Annotated in this window: 17 protein-coding genes; 8 read left to right on the top strand and 9 right to left on the bottom strand. The window is 71.0% G+C overall.

Going from position 1 to position 16603, the window contains the following annotated elements; translation table 11 throughout:
• The first annotated feature begins 143 nt into the window (after positions 1–143).
• A complete protein-coding gene (gene wblA, locus ACFWBD_RS17695) occupies positions 144–482 on the top strand; it encodes a transcriptional regulator WblA (protein ID WP_020129278.1) in 339 nt (112 codons plus the stop codon).
• A gap of 14 nt (positions 483–496) precedes the next feature.
• On the opposite strand, the gene ACFWBD_RS17700 is transcribed toward wblA, so the two are convergent.
• Together ACFWBD_RS17700 and ACFWBD_RS17705 are read right to left on the bottom strand one after the other, a co-directional pair.
• On the bottom strand, positions 497–1915 hold the full coding sequence (locus ACFWBD_RS17700; protein ID WP_385667495.1) for an ArsA family ATPase: 1419 nt from the start codon (positions 1913–1915) through the stop codon (positions 497–499).
• Positions 1912–2889: an ArsA-related P-loop ATPase gene (locus ACFWBD_RS17705; RefSeq protein ID WP_385667496.1), complete on the bottom strand. Its 978-nt coding sequence runs from the start codon at positions 2887–2889 to the stop codon at positions 1912–1914. The genes ACFWBD_RS17700 and ACFWBD_RS17705 overlap by 4 nt, the downstream gene beginning before the upstream one ends.
• Positions 2890–3009: 120 nt before the next feature.
• Here ACFWBD_RS17705 and ACFWBD_RS17710 point away from each other — a divergent pair, with 120 nt between their 5' ends.
• The 4 genes from ACFWBD_RS17710 to ACFWBD_RS17725 all read left to right on the top strand — a co-directional run bounded on the left by ACFWBD_RS17710 (position 3010) and on the right by ACFWBD_RS17725 (position 5731).
• Positions 3010–3168: a DUF4177 domain-containing protein gene (locus ACFWBD_RS17710; RefSeq protein ID WP_319299652.1), complete on the top strand. Its 159-nt coding sequence runs from the start codon at positions 3010–3012 to the stop codon at positions 3166–3168.
• Positions 3165–3629: a RidA family protein gene (locus tag ACFWBD_RS17715; RefSeq protein ID WP_385667497.1), complete on the top strand. Its 465-nt coding sequence runs from the start codon at positions 3165–3167 to the stop codon at positions 3627–3629. The genes ACFWBD_RS17710 and ACFWBD_RS17715 overlap by 4 nt, the downstream gene beginning before the upstream one ends.
• Before the next feature lie 178 nt (positions 3630–3807).
• Positions 3808–4722, top strand: coding sequence for an NUDIX hydrolase (locus tag ACFWBD_RS17720; RefSeq protein WP_385667498.1), 915 nt, complete (start codon positions 3808–3810; stop codon positions 4720–4722).
• Positions 4723–4888: 166 nt separating this feature from the next.
• The gene (locus tag ACFWBD_RS17725; protein WP_385667499.1) at positions 4889–5731 is read left to right on the top strand and encodes an MBL fold metallo-hydrolase; all 843 of its coding nucleotides are present in this window, start codon (positions 4889–4891) and stop codon (positions 5729–5731) included.
• On the opposite strand, the gene ACFWBD_RS17730 is transcribed toward ACFWBD_RS17725, so the two are convergent.
• Both ACFWBD_RS17730 and ACFWBD_RS17735 read right to left on the bottom strand, forming a co-directional pair.
• The gene (locus ACFWBD_RS17730) at positions 5728–6483 is read right to left on the bottom strand and encodes a nucleotidyltransferase domain-containing protein (RefSeq protein WP_385667500.1); all 756 of its coding nucleotides are present in this window, start codon (positions 6481–6483) and stop codon (positions 5728–5730) included. The genes ACFWBD_RS17725 and ACFWBD_RS17730 overlap by 4 nt on opposite strands.
• Before the next feature lie 364 nt (positions 6484–6847).
• Positions 6848–7522 (bottom strand): Crp/Fnr family transcriptional regulator, encoded by a 675-nt coding sequence (locus tag ACFWBD_RS17735; RefSeq protein ID WP_020129286.1) that lies wholly within the window; start codon positions 7520–7522, stop codon positions 6848–6850.
• A 329-nt stretch (positions 7523–7851) separates the two neighbouring features.
• Here ACFWBD_RS17735 and nth point away from each other — a divergent pair, with 329 nt between their 5' ends.
• The 3 genes from nth to ACFWBD_RS17750 all read left to right on the top strand — a co-directional run bounded on the left by nth (position 7852) and on the right by ACFWBD_RS17750 (position 11029).
• Positions 7852–8766 (top strand): endonuclease III, encoded by a 915-nt coding sequence (gene nth / locus ACFWBD_RS17740; RefSeq protein ID WP_385667501.1) that lies wholly within the window; start codon positions 7852–7854, stop codon positions 8764–8766.
• Between the two features lie 247 nt (positions 8767–9013).
• Positions 9014–9709 carry a CoA pyrophosphatase gene (locus ACFWBD_RS17745; protein ID WP_351764769.1) on the top strand — a complete coding sequence of 232 codons (696 nt, stop codon included), beginning with the start codon at positions 9014–9016 and terminating at the stop codon, positions 9707–9709.
• A gap of 120 nt (positions 9710–9829) precedes the next feature.
• Positions 9830–11029, top strand: a complete 1200-nt coding sequence (locus ACFWBD_RS17750) for a MarP family serine protease (protein WP_385667502.1) — start codon at positions 9830–9832, stop codon at positions 11027–11029.
• A 76-nt stretch (positions 11030–11105) separates the two neighbouring features.
• On the opposite strand, the gene ACFWBD_RS17755 is transcribed toward ACFWBD_RS17750, so the two are convergent.
• The 5 genes from ACFWBD_RS17755 to acs all read right to left on the bottom strand — a co-directional run bounded on the left by ACFWBD_RS17755 (position 11106) and on the right by acs (position 16522).
• Positions 11106–11288, bottom strand: a complete 183-nt coding sequence (locus ACFWBD_RS17755) for a hypothetical protein (RefSeq protein ID WP_351764771.1) — start codon at positions 11286–11288, stop codon at positions 11106–11108.
• A 127-nt stretch (positions 11289–11415) separates the two neighbouring features.
• On the bottom strand, positions 11416–12366 hold the full coding sequence (locus tag ACFWBD_RS17760) for an alpha/beta fold hydrolase (protein ID WP_385667503.1): 951 nt from the start codon (positions 12364–12366) through the stop codon (positions 11416–11418).
• A complete protein-coding gene (locus ACFWBD_RS17765) occupies positions 12363–12851 on the bottom strand; it encodes a phage holin family protein (protein ID WP_385667504.1) in 489 nt (162 codons plus the stop codon). Before ACFWBD_RS17765 ends, ACFWBD_RS17760 begins: the two co-directional genes overlap by 4 nt.
• Positions 12852–12946: 95 nt before the next feature.
• Complete coding sequence (nhaA, locus tag ACFWBD_RS17770) at positions 12947–14392, bottom strand: Na+/H+ antiporter NhaA (RefSeq protein ID WP_385667505.1); 1446 nt, start codon at positions 14390–14392, stop codon at positions 12947–12949.
• Positions 14393–14563: 171 nt separating this feature from the next.
• Positions 14564–16522: an acetate--CoA ligase gene (gene acs, locus ACFWBD_RS17775; protein WP_385667506.1), complete on the bottom strand. Its 1959-nt coding sequence runs from the start codon at positions 16520–16522 to the stop codon at positions 14564–14566.
• Between the last annotated feature and the right edge of the window lie 81 nt (positions 16523–16603).

The following is a 16603-nucleotide window of genomic DNA, read 5'->3' on the forward strand; positions in this document are numbered from 1 at the left end:
GCATAGTCCGTTCGGGCCATTCAAGATTGGGCCCGAAGGGGGTGTTGCGCTGTGCCCACCTTCCGTAACGTCCTCAACTGGCGGCGGTGAATATGCCGCTGCCGCCGTGGGGGAGCCTCGATTCGGGAGAGGACGGCGCCGGTATGGGCTGGGTAACCGACTGGAGTGCGCAGGCCGCCTGCCGCACTACCGATCCGGATGAACTGTTCGTTCAGGGAGCAGCGCAGAACAGGGCCAAGGCGGTGTGCACCGGATGTCCGGTACGCACCGAATGCCTGGCCGACGCGCTCGACAACCGCGTCGAGTTCGGCGTGTGGGGAGGCATGACCGAGCGCGAGCGCCGCGCACTGCTGCGCAGGCGTCCGACTGTGACCTCCTGGCGCCGCCTCCTGGAGACGGCGCGTTCGGAGTACGAGCGTGGGGCCGGCATCCTGCCGCTCGACGACGACGAGATCTACGAGAACTACGCGGCGGTGGGCTGAGGGGAACCCTCGGCTCAGGCGTCGGCAGCCTCGGGCAGCTCCGGCCGGTTGGCCGCGAGCCGGTTCCCGATGTCCCGCAGTCCCGTGAGGTCATGCACATCGCCGGGCAGCGCGGCCACTTCGGACACCGCCACCTCGGGGTGCAGCGCGGTGAAGCGGTCACGCGTGCGCTGCTCGCGGGAGAGCAGGTGCATGCGTTCCGCGTGCAGCCTCAGCAGGCCTGCGGTGAGGTCGTCCACGGTCCGGTCCGCGTCGGCGTCGATGTTCGCGTCGGCGCTCGCTGTCCGGTCCGTGTCGGTGGCGGTGGGCCGGTTCGCGCCGGTGGGGGCGTCGCGCTCCGGATCGGTTGCGGGAGATTCTGAACTGCCGTACGTGTCGGGAGAGTTACGAAGACCAGCTTTCCCGCCGTCCTGATCCACAATGCGGGACTCTTCAAGATTTTCCGCAGCGCGGGCATGGACGAGGTCGAGGTTCTCCGCAGCGGCGAGCGCCCGCTCGGCGGACAGCTGGGCGGCGCCGCTGCCGTGCACGCGGTTCAGCACCAAGCCGGCCAGCGGCATGTCCTCGGCGGCCAGCCGCTCCACGAAGTACGCGGCCTCCCGCAGCGCGTCCCGCTCGGGAGCCGCCACCACCAGGAACGCCGTGCCGGGCGCCTGGAGCAGCTTGTACGTGGCGTCCGCGCGCGTGCGGAAGCCGCCGAACATCGAATCCATGGCCGCGACGAAGGTCTGTACGTCCTTCAGCAGTTGTCCGCCCAGCAGCTTGCCGAGCGCGCCGGTCATCATCGACATCCCGACGTTCAGGAACTTCATCCCCGCGCGGCCGCCGACCTTGGCGGGCGCGAGCAGGACGCGGATCAGCTTGCCGTCCAGGAACGACCCGAGCCGCTTCGGCGCGTCCAGGAAGTCCAGTGCCGAGCGGGACGGCGGGGTGTCGACGATGATCAGGTCCCACTCGTCCCGCGCGCGCAGCTGCCCCAGCTTCTCCATCGCCATGTACTCCTGCGTGCCCGCGAAGCCCGCCGAGAGCGACTGGTAGAACGGGTTGCCCAGGATCGCGGCCGCCCGGTCGCCGTCCGCGTGCGCCTCGACGATCTCGTCGAAGGTGCGCTTCATGTCGAGCATCATGGCGTGCAGTTCGCCGTCCCCGTCGACGCCTTTGACGCGGCGCGGGGTGTTGTCCAGGGAGTCGATGCCCATGGACTGGGCGAGCCGGCGGGCCGGGTCGATGGTGAGGACCACCACCTTGCGGCCCCGCTCGGCCGCCCTGAGCCCCAGCGCCGCCGCCGTGGTCGTCTTGCCGACGCCGCCGGAGCCGCAGCACACCACGATGCGGGTCGCCCGGTCGTCGAGCAGCGGATCGAGGTCCAGCACGGGCGCGGGGGAGAGACGGCGCCGGGTGCTTCCCTGGTCGTGAGCCTGGTCCGGACTCATGCGATCCCCTGCTTCCGCAGTTCGTTGGCGAGCTGGTACAGGCCCGCGAGGTCCATGCCCTCGGCGAGCAACGGCAGTTCGTGCAGCGGCAGATCGAGCTCGCCGAGGACCGCGCGCTGCTCGTGCTCCAGCGCGTACCGCTCGGCGTACTCCTCGGCCTGCTGAAGGAGCGGATCCACCAGCCGCTCGGCATGGCCCCCGCGCCGCGCCCCGCCGAGCCCGGCGGCGGACAACGACCGGGCGACAGAAGAACGAGTCATGTTCCGTACGAGTTCCAGCCCGTCCTCGTCCAGTACCTCGGGCCGCACCATGTTGACGATGACCCGCCCCACCGGCAGCTTGGCCGCCCGCAGCTCGGCGATTCCGTCGGCGGTCTCCTGGACGGGCATCTCCTCGAGCAGCGTCACCAGGTGCACGGCCGTCTCCGAGGACTTCAGCACCCGCATCACGGCCTGTGCCTGATTGTGTATCGGGCCGATCCTGGCCAGCCCGGCGACCTCGTCGTTGACGTTCAGGAAGCGGGTGACGCGTCCCGTGGGCGGGGCGTCCATGACGACGTAGTCGTACACGAACCGCCCGTTCTTGTCCTTGCGCCGTACCGCCTCGCACGCCTTGCCGGTGAGGAGCACGTCCCTCAGGCCGGGCGCGATGGTGGTGGCGAAGTCGATGGCGCCGAGCTTCTTCAGGGCCCGTCCGGCGCCTCCCAGTTTGTAGAACATCTGGAGGTAGTCCAGAAGGGCCAGTTCGGGATCGATGGCCAGCGCGTACACCTCACCACCCCCCGAGGCGACGGCGATCTTGCGTTCCTCATAGGGCAACGCCTGTGTCTCGAAGAGCTGTGCGATGCCCTGCCGGCCCTCCACCTCGACGAGAAGCGTCCGCTTCCCTGCCGTGGCGAGGGCCAGCGCGAGGGCCGCGGCGACCGTCGTCTTGCCGGTCCCGCCCTTGCCACTGACGACCTGGAGCCTGCTCACGTCTTCGAGCGTAACCATTCGGCGCCCGAGGCAATCGGGAGGCTGTGGACAAGAGGGGTCGATATCGGCCACATGGCCTGTGGAACGGGCCCTCGGGCGACAGCGGATACAGTCGGCCCCATGACCAAGTGGGAATACGCAACCGTGCCGCTGCTCGTCCACGCAACGAAGCAGATTCTGGACACCTGGGGCGAGGACGGCTGGGAGCTCGTCCAGGTCGTGCCCGGGCCGAACAACCCGGAGCAGCTCGTCGCCTACCTGAAGCGGGCGAGGGCGTGAGCGCGGTCGAGGCGAGGCTCGCCGAGCTGGGGCTGACCCTGCCGGCGGTCGTGCCGCCCCTCGCGGCCTACCAGCCGGCCGTGCGGTCCGGCCCGTACGTGTACACGGCCGGCCAGCTGCCCATGGTGGACGGCAAGCTGCCGATCACCGGCAAGGTCGGCGCCGAGGTCACCCCGGAGGAGGCCAAGGAGCTGGCCCGCACCTGCGCGCTGAACGCCCTGGCCGCCGTCAAGTCGGTCGCGGGCGATCTGGACCGCATCGCGCGCGTGGTGAAGGTCGTCGGCTTCGTGGCGTCGGCCTCGGACTTCACCGGCCAGCCCGCCGTCCTCAACGGCGCGAGCGAACTGCTGGGCGAGGTCCTCGGTGACAAGGGCGTGCACGCGCGCAGCGCGGTGGGCGTCGCGGTGCTGCCGCTGGACGCGCCCGTGGAGGTCGAGATCCAGGTGGAGCTCGTCCCGTAGGCGGCCTCCGCCCCCGCAGGTGCCTTCACTCCGTAGGCGCCTCGCGGACGCCTCTCCCGGCGCTTCTCCCGGGTGCCACGCCGGCAATCCCGGAGGTGTCCCCGCAGGCGCCCCGTGAACGCGCTCCGACCTCGGGGGCCTCTCGAACATTCGCGCACCACGGGATAGCCTCGCGCCCATGGCGAATGGGCAGTGGTTCCCCCAGGACTGGCCGGAACGCATCCGCGCGCTGGCGGACGGCACCCTCACTCCGGTCGTCCCGAAGCGCGCGGCCACCGTCATGCTCCTGAAGGACACCGACGGCGGCCCTGTCGTCCACATGCTGCGCAGACGCGCCTCCATGGCCTTCGCCGGGGGCGCGTACGCCTATCCCGGCGGCGGCGTCGACCCACGCGACGACGACCGTCACGTCCGCTGGGCGGGCCCCACGCGCGCGTGGTGGGCCGAGCGGCTGGGCGTCGACGAGACGGCGGCCCAGGCGATCGTCTGCGCGGCCGTACGGGAGACCTACGAGGAGGCAGGCGTCCTGCTCGCGGGGCCGACGTCCGACTCCGTCGTCGGTGACACCACGGGCGCCGACTGGGAGGCCGACCGGGCCGCGGTGGCCGCCCGTGAACTGTCCTTCGCCGAGTTCCTCGACCGCCGTGGTCTGGTCCTGCGCTCCGACCTCCTCGGTGCCTGGACGCGTTGGATCACCCCGGAGTTCGAGTCCCGTCGCTACGACACCTGGTTCTTCGTGGCCGCGCTTCCCGAGGGCCAGCGCACCCGCAACGCCTCCACCGAGGCCGACCGCACGGTGTGGATCCGCCCGGCGGACGCGGCGGCCTCGTACGACAGGGGCGAGCTGCTGATGATGCCGCCCACCATCGCGACCCTGCGCCGGCTCGTCCCGTACGGCACGGCGGCCGAGGCGCTCGCCGCGGCACCCGACCGCGACCTGACGCCCGTCCTGGCGGAGGCCCGCCTGGAGGAGAGCCAGGTCGTGCTGTCGTGGCCGGGACACGACGAGTTCACCAAACACATCCCGATCGAGGCGACCGGCGTAGACGGCGTGACCGGCGCGGCTGAGGCGGCGCGCGGGGGCCCCGCATGACGGACATCCGTGGGCGGACGCGCGCGAGCGAGCTTCGAAGCCGGCCGCGTGGCGGAGAGCGGGTCATTTCCGGGCCCCTCGCGCCCCCTGGAGTACCTCGATGCGCCGTGCCGTCCTTCGGCCGCCGAGGTGACGTTCCGTCCAGCCCTATGGAAGGCCCTTTCGCATGACCGACGCAGCCGCTCTCCCCGGCCAGCCGCGAGGCGGAGTCCTCTCCGGCCCGGCCACCCCGCGCGCGGTCAACGTCCTCGCGCCGAACGCGTCCGCGATGACCCTGGACGGCACGAACACCTGGATCGTCTCCGAGCCCGGTTCCGACCTGGCGGTCGTCATCGACCCGGGCCCGCTGGACGACGGACATCTGCGCGCGGTCGTCGACACGGCCGAGCGGGCCGGCAAGCGCGTCGCCCTGACCCTGCTGACGCACGGCCACCCCGACCACGCCGAGGGCGCCGTCCGCTTCGCCGGGCTGACCGGCACGAAGGTGCGGGCCCTGGACCCGGCGCTGCGGCTGGGCGAGGAGGGCCTGGCCGCCGGGAACGTGATCACGGTGGGCGGGCTGGAACTGCGGGTCGTTCCGACGCCCGGCCACACCGCCGACTCCCTGTGCTTCCACCTCCCGGCCGACCGGGCCGTGCTGACCGGCGACACGGTCCTCGGCCGTGGCACGACCGTCGTCGCGCATCCCGACGGCCGCCTGGGCGACTACCTGGACTCCCTGCGGCGGCTCAGGTCCCTCACGGTCGACGACGGCGTCCACACCGTCCTGCCGGGCCACGGACCGGTCCTGGAGGACGCACAGGGCGTGGTGGAGTTCTACCTCGCCCACCGCGCCCATCGCCTCGCCCAGGTCGAGACGGCCGTAGAGGACGGCTACCGCACCCCCGCCGAGGTCGTCGCCCATGTGTACGCCGACGTCGACCGCTCCCTGTGGCCGGCGGCGGAGCTGTCCGTGCGGGCGCAGCTGGAGTACCTGAAGGAGCACGGGCTCATCCAGGGCCTGGCTTAGGGCTCCTCCGGCCTGTCGGCCTTCACGCCGTGCACGCGCGCGTACTCCTCGGCGAGCCAGGGCCCGAGATCGTCGACGTAGGACGACAGGACGGCGCGGTCGCCGCTCGGCTCGTACCCGAGGACGGCCGCCGCCCGTAGCTGCTCCGCACGCTGCGGGTAGTAGGCGCCGAAGGCCTCCGCCATCTCGTGCAGGTCGCTCGTCCAGCCGTTCCAGCGGGGCATGACGAGTGTGAACGCGGTGCGTACGAGGCGGCGGGACATGAACCGGACGAGAGGCCGCCGGGCCTCCTCGGAGTCGCCCGCCGAGGCGATGCGATCGCGCCAGCGCGGCAGGAGCAGGGCGAGGTCGCCGTTGGTCTCGCGTGCGAGCAGGGAGTCCGGGCGGTAACGGGGGAGGCGCTCGGCGAGGTCCTCGCCGAGCAGCGGAGTGCACAGGCACGCCAGGAACCACCCCAGGTCGTGCCTCTCCAGGTCGCTCAGCACGCGCGCGTGGCCGACCAGCAGAGTGCCGCCGCCGTCGATCTGCGGGAACTCCTTGTCGAGGGCCTCGTCGAGCGCACGGCCGTCGGCCCGGTCCGCGTCGGTCGGTTCCTCGCGCAGGACCACCAGAAGGTCCAGATCGCTGCGGCCCACGCGCGCGGTGCCGCGCGGAATCGACCCGTAGAGGTACGCGCTGTGCAGCCGGGCTCCGAAGACGCCCGGAATCCGCTCCCGAGCCGCCACGACGACCGGCCGGAAAGCATCCGCCACGCGCGCGAAGGAGCCTTCGCGGGCGATGTGTCCTCCGGAGTCGAGACCTCGGGAGGCAAGACCTCGGGAGGCAAGAGTTCGGGAGCCGAGGCCTTGGGAGCCGAGGCCTTGGGAGGGAAGCGTTTCTGCCATGGGGTCACTGTGCTGCCCCGAGAGCGGTCCGGCAGACCGTTTTCGGGGCGCAGGGGCGCAGGGGCGCAGGGGCGCAGGGGGCGCAGGGGGCGCGGGGGGCGCGGGGGCGCGGAACGGCCCGTCCGTCGTTCGAGGACGAGGCCCGTTCAGGGCCGACGGCGGGGGCCTGGGGGCGGTGGCCCCCAGGGACGGTCACACCGACCGGCGTCGCCCCTCGGACAACGGCCGGCGGCTAGCGCGACCGCTTGGCCAGCCGCTCCACGTCCAGCAGGATGACCGCCCGCGCCTCCAGGCGCAGCCACCCGCGCTGGGCGAAGTCCGCCAGCGCCTTGTTCACGGTCTCGCGCGACGCGCCGACGAGCTGGGCCAGCTCCTCCTGCGTCAGGTCGTGGACGACGTGGATGCCCTCTTCGGACTGCACGCCGAAACGGCGCGAGAGGTCCAGCAGGGCGCGGGCCACCCGGCCGGGGACGTCCGAGAAGACCAGGTCGGACATGGCGTCGTTGGTCTTGCGCAGGCGCCGGGCGACGGCGCGCAGCAGTGCGGTGGCCACCTCGGGCCGGGCGTTCAGCCAGGGCTGGAGGTCGCCGTGACCGAGGCCGAGGAGCTTGACCTCGGTGAGGGCGGTGGCCGTCGCCGTGCGCGGGCCCGGGTCGAAGAGCGAAAGCTCTCCGATGAGCTCGCTGGGACCCACCACCGCAAGCATGTTCTCCCGGCCGTCCGGGGATGTGCGGTGAAGCTTGACCTTGCCTTCGGTGACGACATAGAGCCGGTCCCCCGGGTCGCCCTCGTGGAAGAGGGAGTCGCCACGGGCCAGGGTCACCTCGCTCATGGAGGCGCGCAGTTCCGCGGCCTGCTCGTCGTCGAGTGCCGCGAAGAGCGGGTTGCGCCGCAGAACGTCGTCCACGAGTTCTCTCCTTGTCGACCTGCTCAGGGGATCTTGCTCCCCCGCTTACCAGGGGACCGTGTTCCCCGTTTTGCTGGACGGTCCAAACAGTGTGATCTGTCACAAGGATGCCGCACACGTGTCCCGAGGTAAGCGGCAGGGGTCCAATTGGGGGCCGATCTTCAGGGTCCGGGGCGGATGTCGGTGCCGGGCTTTAGGCTGACCGAGTGTCCAAAACGCCGGTGAGAGCACAGGCCAAGGGGGCTGGGCGGGTGGTTGTACGTCGCGTTTCCGCTGTGGGCGAACAGGACTCCGGCGGTGGTAGCAAAACGGCAAAGGTGACAAACGAGATGCCTGCGAAGAAAGCGGCCGACAGCGGGAAAGCGGCCGACAGCGGGAAAGCGGCCGTCGAGAAGGTCGCGGCCGGGCGCGGTACGACCAAGGCCCCTGCGGACAAGGGACCCGTGAGCAAGGGTGCCGCTGCCAGGAAGCCCGAGTCCCATACCGCTCTTGTCCGCCGTGCCCGCCGCATCAACCGCGAGCTCGCCGAGATCTACCCCTATGCCCACCCCGAGTTGGACTTCGAGAACCCCTTCCAGCTGGTGGTCGCCACGGTCCTGTCCGCCCAGACCACCGACCTCCGGGTGAACCAGACGACGCCCGCCCTCTTCGCCAAGTACCCCACCCCCGAGGATCTGGCCGCCGCCGACCCGGAGGAGGTCGAGGAGATCCTCCGCCCCACCGGCTTCTTCCGGGCCAAGACCAAGTCGGTGATGGGTCTCTCCAAGGCCCTGGTGGAGGAGTTCGGCGGGGAGGTCCCCGGCCGGCTCGAGGACCTGGTCAAGCTGCCCGGCGTCGGTCGCAAGACCGCGTTCGTGGTGCTGGGGAACGCGTTCGGCCGGCCCGGGATCACCGTGGACACGCACTTCCAGCGGCTCGTACGGCGCTGGCGGTGGACCGAGGCGACCGAGCCCGACAAGATCGAGGCGGCCGTCGGCGCGCTCTTCCCCAAGAGCGACTGGACGATGCTCTCGCACCATGTGATCTTCCACGGCCGCCGTATCTGCCACGCCCGCAAGCCGGCCTGCGGCGCCTGTCCCATCGCCCCGCTCTGCCCGGCGTACGGCGAGGGCGAGACGGACCCGGAGAAGGCGAAGAAGCTCCTGAAGTACGAGAAGGGCGGCTTCCCCGGCCAGCGCCTGAACCCGCCCCAGTCCTACCTGGACGCGGGCGGCAGGCCGGCCCCGCCGCTGGGGGCCGGATGACGCAAGGGCTGACGGCGGCCCGGGCCGCACGGGCTGCACGGGCCGAGGCGGGACGGACGGCCGATGCGGGACGCGCGGCCGGCGGATGCACGGCCGGCGCGGGGCAGCCCGCCGTACGCATACCCGCGGCACGTACGACCCGCACGGCACGTACGACCCGCAGGACACGCACGATCGGGGGACGTCCCGCGGAACGATCTGTCGGTTCCCGGGCGTTGGACAGGGCAGAACGGGGGGTGGTGTGGCGATGACACGCGCGAGCAACACGCAGGGCGGTGCGGTGACGCTCAGCAAGGAGGGCTTGCCCGCCTGGCTGGACCCGGTGGTGCACGCCGTGGAGACGGTCCAGCCGCTCCAGCTCAGCCGCTTCCTGCCGCCGGAGAACGGCGCGGGGCGCCAGTCGGCGGTCCTGATCCTGTTCGGCGAGGGCGAGCGCGGCCCCGAGCTGCTGCTCATGGAGCGCGCCAGCTCCCTGCGCTCCCACGCCGGCCAGCCCTCCTTCCCGGGCGGCGCCCTGGATCCGCAGGACGGCGACCCGCACGGTGACGGACCGCTGCGGGCCGCCCTGCGCGAGGCCGAGGAGGAGACCGGGCTCGACCCGGCAGGCGTCCAGCTCTTCGGTGTGCTGCCCAAGCTGTACATCCCGGTCAGCGGCTTCGTCGTCACCCCGGTCCTGGGCTGGTGGCGCGAGCCGAGCCCGGTCGGCGTCGTCGATCCCGCGGAGACGGCACGCGTCTTCACCGTTCCCGTGGCGGATCTCACGGACGCGGAGAACCGCGCCATGACCGTGCACCCCAGTGGTCACCGCGGCCCGGCATTTCTGGTCGAATCCGCCCTTGTGTGGGGTTTCACGGCCGGTGTGATCGACCGTCTGCTGCACTTCGCGGGCTGGGAGCACCCCTGGGACCGCGAGAAGCAGGTCCCGCTCGACTGGCGGTCATGACAGGGTGTCCACCGTGCTGTGTCCGCCCGGGGAAAGCTGTGCCCCATCGCCGCTTCGCGGCGGGTCGGACCCCCGGCCGACCTGTGGTGACCGCGAAATGATGAGGCGAGGCGCGAAGCGGTGAACGTGCTGGACATCCTGTTGTTGGTCGCGGCCGTCTGGTTCGCTGTCGTCGGCTACCGTCAGGGCTTCGTCGTCGGCATCCTGTCGGTGATCGGTTTCCTGGGAGGCGGCCTCGTCGCCGTCTACCTGCTCCCCGTGATCTGGGACGCGCTGACCGACAACTCCGAGGTGAGCACCACGGCCGCCGTCGTCGCGGTCATCGTCGTGATCGTCTGCGCCTCGATCGGCCAGGCCCTCACCACCCACCTCGGCAACAAGCTGCGCCGGTACATCACCTGGTCCCCGGCCCGCGCCCTGGACGCGACCGGCGGCGCACTGGTCAACGTCGTGGCGATGCTGCTGGTGGCCTGGCTGATCGGGTCCGCCCTCGCCGGCACCACCCTGCCCACGCTGGGCAAGGAGGTCCGTAGCTCCAAGGTGCTGCACGGCGTGTCCGACGCGCTGCCCGACCAGGCCGACACCTGGTTCGCCGACTTCTCCTCCGTCCTGGCGCAGAACGGTTTCCCGCAGGTCTTCAGCCCGTTCTCCAACGAGCCGATCACCGACGTCCAGCCGCCCGACCCGGCCCTGGCGAACAGCGTGGTGGCCAAGCGCGCGCAGCGCTCCATCGTCAAGGTCATGGGCACCGCGGAGAGCTGTGGCAAGGTCCTGGAAGGCACCGGGTTCGTCTTCGGTGAGCGTCGCGTCATGACCAACGCCCATGTCGTGGGCGGCGTCGACGAACCCACCGTCCAGATAGGCGGCGAGGGCCGCAAGTACGACGCCAGGGTCGTCCTGTACGACTGGAAGCGCGACATCGCCGTCCTGGACGTACCGGATCTCGACGCGCCCGTGCTGCAGTTCACCACCAAGGACGCGGTGAGCAGCGACGACGCGATCATCGCCGGGTTCCCGGAGAACGGGTCGTACGACGTCCGTGCCGCGCGTGTGCGAGGTCGCATCACGGCCAACGGTCCCGACATCTACCACCGCACCACCGTGCGCCGCGACGTGTACTCGCTGTTCACGACGGTCCGTCAGGGCAACTCCGGAGGCCCGCTGCTCACCCCCGACGGCAAGGTGTACGGCGTGGTCTTCGCGAAGTCCCTCGACGACGCCGAAACCGGCTACGCCCTCACCGCGGACGAGATCGAGCAGGACATCACACAGGGGCGTACCGCGGGCCAACAGGTGGACAGCGACAGCTGCGCCCTTTGAGAAGCCCTGGGAAAGATCCCTCTGAGGGGTCCTCAGAGGGGCCCCGCCAAGGGCCCCTCGGAGATCCTTCGCCCGGTCAGCCTCGAGGGTGACGCAGACGGACCGAGACCCAGCGGGCCCGGCGGCGCAGGATGCGCGGAATGCCCACTCGGAGGTCGGAGCCCGGCAGTTGCGGGTCGGCACCTCGTCGGTGGAGGCTCAGGCCACTGGCCGAGCGGCGGTTGCGTGCTGCATCACTGTAGTCGTGCGTCCAGCCCATACACCGACGTCTGCCCCTGCCCCAAGGTCGATAACCGCGCTCAGAGCGGCCAATTGGCCTATGCGCCGGGCATTTGGCTGTTCGTCGTACAGACGTTCAGGACCGGGTGCCGGGCGCGATGGGGCGGTCACCGATCGGGCTCGGGATCCTTCAGCCAGTTGACCAGTTCGGTGGAGAACGCGACCGGGTCCTCCTCGTGCGGGAAGTGGCCGAGCCCGTCGAACAGTCGCCAGCGGTACGGCGCTTCGACGTACTCCCCGGAACCGGCCGCGCTGCGGGTGCGCATCACCGGATCGAGGGAACCGTGCAGATGCAGCGTGGGCACGCGCACGGGCCGCTTCATGCGCCGGTAGAACTGGACGCCGTCCGGCCGGGCCATCGAGCGCACCAGCCACCGGTACGGCTCGACGGCGCAGTGCGCGGTGGAGGGGATGCACATGGCGCGCTGGTAGACCTCCACCGCCTCGTCCTCCGGCAGCCGCGGCCCGGACCAGTCCCGGATCAGCCGGCCCACCAGTTCGCCGTCGTCGGCGGTGAGGTGCCGCTCGGGGATCCACGGCCGCTGGAACCCCCAGATGTGGGAGCTCGCGGTCGTCTGCCGGACGTCGGCGAGCATCGCCGAGCGCCAGCGCCGGGGGTGGGGCATCGAGGCGACGGCGAGCCTCCGGACGAGCTTGGGGCGCATCACGGCCGCCGTCCACGCCAGGTAGCCGCCCAGGTCGTGGCCGACGAGCGCGGCGTCCGGCTCGCCCAGGGAGCGGATCACGCCGGTGATGTCGAGGGCGAGGTTGGCCGGGTCGTAGCCGCGCGGCGTACGGTCGCTGCCGCCCACGCCCCGCAGGTCCATCGCGACGGCGCGGAAGCCCGCGTCGGCCAGTGCGACCAGCTGGTGCCGCCACGTCCACCAGAACTGCGGGAATCCGTGGACGAGCATGACCAGCGGACCGTCGCCGACCTCGGCGATGTGGAAGCGGGCACCGTTCGCGGCGACCTCGCGATGGGTGACCTGCACGCCGCAGACGGCGTCCGGCCGTACGACCGAAGCGGGCTGGGCCGGAGGAGTGGCGGGGTCCGTCATGACGACGAGCGTGCCACAGCCTCGATGGCCTCCGGGACCCGGTCCTGCGGGAGCTCGGGCCGCGGGTGCGGCTTGGCGTTCTGGAGGACGCCCGCTGACTCCTTCATGGACGCGGCGACCTTCTGCGGCCCCTTGCCCTTCTGCGCCTTCTTCGCGAAGACCACGCCGATCAGGACGAGGACGAGCGCGATGAGCACGTTCGCCGCGAAGGAGAGCAGGAAGCAGATCGCGAGATTCCAGTCGCTCCAGGTCCGGATGCCGTACGCCAGCGCGAAGTTGAGCATCGGAAGGGAGAACACCAGGACCGCGCCGGCCACCGAGAACGCCCCACCGCTCATCGCTCCGCGCTTGACGTCCTGCTTCAGTTGCGCCTTCGCCAGCGCGATCTCGTCGTGCACCAGCGCCGACAATTCGGTCGTCGCCGAGGCGAACAGCTGGCCGATGCTGCGTTCGGCACCGACCGGGCTGCCGTCGGGTGCGCTCATCGCGTTCTCCCTCTTCTGCTGTGCTGGTTCTGGCTTCTTTTGTACCGTCCCGTCAGATCATGCCGGACGGTCGCCCTCCTTGCCTGCCCCGCCCGTCACTTCGGCAGGCCCGTGGCGCGTGTCGGCCCCTCGCCGGCCTCCCCCCGAGCCTCCTCCCGGCCGCTCTCGCGGGCGATCTCCTCGGCTCGGCGGCGGTGCTCGGCGGCCTTGCCGTCGTAGATCTCCGCCATCCGCAGGTGATGGGCCGGGTCGTCCTCCTCGTACACGTCCGGGACGCCGTCGAGGTCGTCGTCGCGCTCTTCGGCCTCCCACATCCGGCGGTACTCGGCGTTGCGCAGCTTCAGCAGGACCGTCGCGAGGGTCGCCGCGATCAGCGAGCCCAGCAGGACGGCGGCCTTGACCTCGTCGGTCAGCGCCGGGTCGCCCTCGAAGGCGAGCTCCCCGATCAGCAGGGACACGGTGAAGCCGATGCCGGCGAGGGACGCGACGGCGAAGACGTCCGCCCAGGCGAGGTCATCGCTCAGCGAGGCGCGGGTGAAGCGGGCGGTCAGCCAGGTCCCGCCGAAGATGCCGACCGTCTTGCCGACGACGAGACCGAGGACGACGCCCAGGGTCTCCGGCTTGCCGAACACATCCCCGAGCGCGTTGCCCGAGATGGCCACACCGGCGCTGAACAGGGCGAACAGCGGTACCGCGAGGCCGGCGGAGAGGGGCCGCACGAGGTGCTCGATCCGCTCGCCGGGGGAGCGCTCCTCGCCCTCGCGCGTCGTGCAGCGCAGCATCAGGCCCATCGCGACCCCGGCGATCGTGGCGTGCACGCCGCTGTTGTACATCAACGCCCAGATGACGAGCGCGAGGGGGACGTAGACGTACCAGCCGGTCACGCCCTTGCGCAGCAGCAGCCAGAACACGAGGAGGCCGACGGCCGCGCCGCCCAGCGCCACGAGGTCGATGGTGCTCGTGAAGAAGACCGCGATGATCAGGATCGCGAACAGGTCGTCGACGACCGCGAGGGTGAGCAGGAAGGCGCGCAGCGCGCTCGGCAGGGACGTGCCGATGACGGCGAGCACGGCGAGCGCGAACGCGATGTCGGTGGCCGTGGGGACCGCCCAACCGCTCAGCGAGCCACCGCCGCTGAGGTTGGTGAGCGTGTAGACGAGCGCGGGTACGGCCATCCCGCACAGCGCGGCCGCCACGGGGAGCGCGGCGGCTCTGGGGTCCTTGAGGTCACCGGCGACGAGTTCTCGCTTGAGTTCGATGCCGGCGACGAAGAAGAAGATCGCGAGCAGGCCGTCGGCCGCCCAGTGCGCGACGGAGAGGTTCAGTCCGAGGGCTTCGGGGCCGAGGTGGAAGTGGCTGACGCTCTCGTAGCTGTCGTGCAGCCCGGGTGCGTTCGCCCAGACCAGCGCGGCCACGGCGGCGACGAGCAGCAGCACACCGCCGACGGTCTCGGTGCGCAGCGCCTCCGCGACGAAGTTGCGCTCGGGGAGGGACAGACGTCCGAAGGCCTTGCGGGGGGTGGTGTTGCGGGGCGCGGACACGGTGGGGGCCTCCGGTCGGTGGGCAGCACGGAACACATGCCGACCAGACTTCCCGGCGCACCTAGTTTCTTTAGCTTACCTAAAGTACGCAAGGAGGATCCGGTGATCTCCACGTTAGGTGGGAAAAGGGCACCCGGCGCGGTCGTCGCCGGGTGCCCTTCCCCGGCCTGCTCAGTCCTCGCTGGGCGCGGCCGGCAGCTTCGCCTGGATGAGATCCATGACCGAGGAGTCGGTCAGGGTCGTGACGTCTCCGAGTTCACGCTTCTCGGCGATGTCGCGCAGCAGACGGCGCATGATCTTGCCGGAGCGGGTCTTGGGCAGCTCCGTGACCGGGTGGATCTGCTTCGGCTTGGCGATCGGGCCGAGCGTAGTGCCGACATGGTTGCGCAGGTCGGAGACGAGCTTCTCGTCCTCGGCGTTCGCCGTGCCCCGCAGGATGACGAAGGCGACGATGGCCTGCCCGGTGGTCTCGTCCGCCGCGCCGACGACGGCCGCCTCGGCGACGGCCGGGTGCGACACGAGCGCCGACTCGACTTCCGTGGTGGAGATGTTGTGGCCCGACACGAGCATCACGTCGTCGACGCGCCCGAGGAGCCAGATGTCGCCGTCGTCGTCCTTCTTCGCCCCGTCCCCGGCGAAGTACCTGCCCTCGAAGCGTGCCCAGTACGTGTCGAGGAACCGCTGGTCGTCGCCCCAGATCGTGCGCAGCATCGACGGCCACGGCTCGGTGAGGACCAGGTAGCCACCGCCGCCGTCGGGCACCTCGTTCGCCTCGTCGTCGACGACGGTGGCGGAGATGCCGGGCAGCGGACGCTGTGCCGAACCGGGCTTGGTCTCGGTGACGCCCGGCAGCGGCGAGATCATCATCGCGCCGGTCTCGGTCTGCCACCAGGTGTCGACGATGGGCGTCCGGTCGCCGCCGATGTGCTTGCGGTACCAGATCCACGCCTCGGGGTTGATCGGCTCACCGACCGAGCCGAGCACCCGCAGGCTGCTGAGATCGAACTTCGCGGGGATGTCGTCGCCCCACTTCATGAACGTACGGATGGCGGTCGGCGCCGTGTACAGGATCGTCACCCCGTACTTCTGCACGATCTCCCAGAAGCGGCCCTGGTGGGGGGTGTCGGGCGTGCCCTCGTACATGACCTGCGTCGCGCCGTTGGCCAGCGGCCCGTAGACGATGTACGAGTGTCCGGTGACCCAGCCGACGTCGGCGGTGCACCAGTAGACGTCGGTCTCCGGCTTGAGGTCGAAGACCGCGTGGTGCGTGTACGCGGTCTGCGTGAGGTAGCCGCCGGAGGTGTGCAGGATGCCCTTGGGCTTACCCGTGGTGCCGGAGGTGTAGAGGATGAACAGCGGGTGCTCGGCCTCGAACGCCTCGGGCGTGTGCTCGGCCGACTGACGCTCGACGATCTCGTGCCACCACACGTCACGCTCGCCGTTCCAGGCGACGTCCTGGCCCGTGCGCCGGACGACGAGCACATGCTCGACGTTGCCGGCGCGGTCGGCCGCGTCGTCGACGGCCGGCTTCAGCGCGGACGGCTTGCCGCGCCGGTATCCGCCGTCGGACGTGATGACGACCTTGGCGTCCGCGTCCTGGATGCGGGTGGCCAGCGCGTCCGCCGAGAAGCCGCCGAAGACGACCGAGTGCGCGGCGCCGATCCGGGCGCAGGCCAGCATCGCGACCGCGGTCTCGGGGATCATCGGCATGTAGACGGCGACCCGGTCGCCCTTCCGGACTCCCAGCTCCAGCAGCGCGTTGGCGGCCTTCGACACCTCGTCCTTGAGCTCGGCGTAGGTGAGGGCGCGGCTGTCCCCGGGCTCGCCCTCGAAGTGGATGGCGACCCGGTCGCCGTGCCCGGCCTCCACGTGCCGGTCGACGCAGTTGTAGGCGACGTTGAGTTCGCCGTCCTTGAACCACTTGGCGAACGGCGGGTTCGACCAGTCCAGCGTCTCGGTCGGCTCCTTGGCCCAGGCCAGCCGACGGGCCTGCTCGGCCCAGAAGCCGAGCCTGTCAGCCTTGGCCTGCTCGTACGCCTCCGCCGTGACGTTGGCGTCGGCCGCCAGATCGGCGGGCGGCGCGAACCTGCGCTCTTCACGCAGCAGGTTGGCCAAGGATTCGTTGCTCACGACATCTCCCTCTCGAAGGGTGTCCGTGTCCGTTGTGTCCCAGGCCACAGCTCATCAGACCCAGGGCGCGGTGACAAGGGC

Source organism: Streptomyces sp. NPDC060002, assembly GCF_042737245.1.
In the GTDB taxonomy this organism is placed as follows: domain Bacteria; phylum Actinomycetota; class Actinomycetes; order Streptomycetales; family Streptomycetaceae; genus Streptomyces.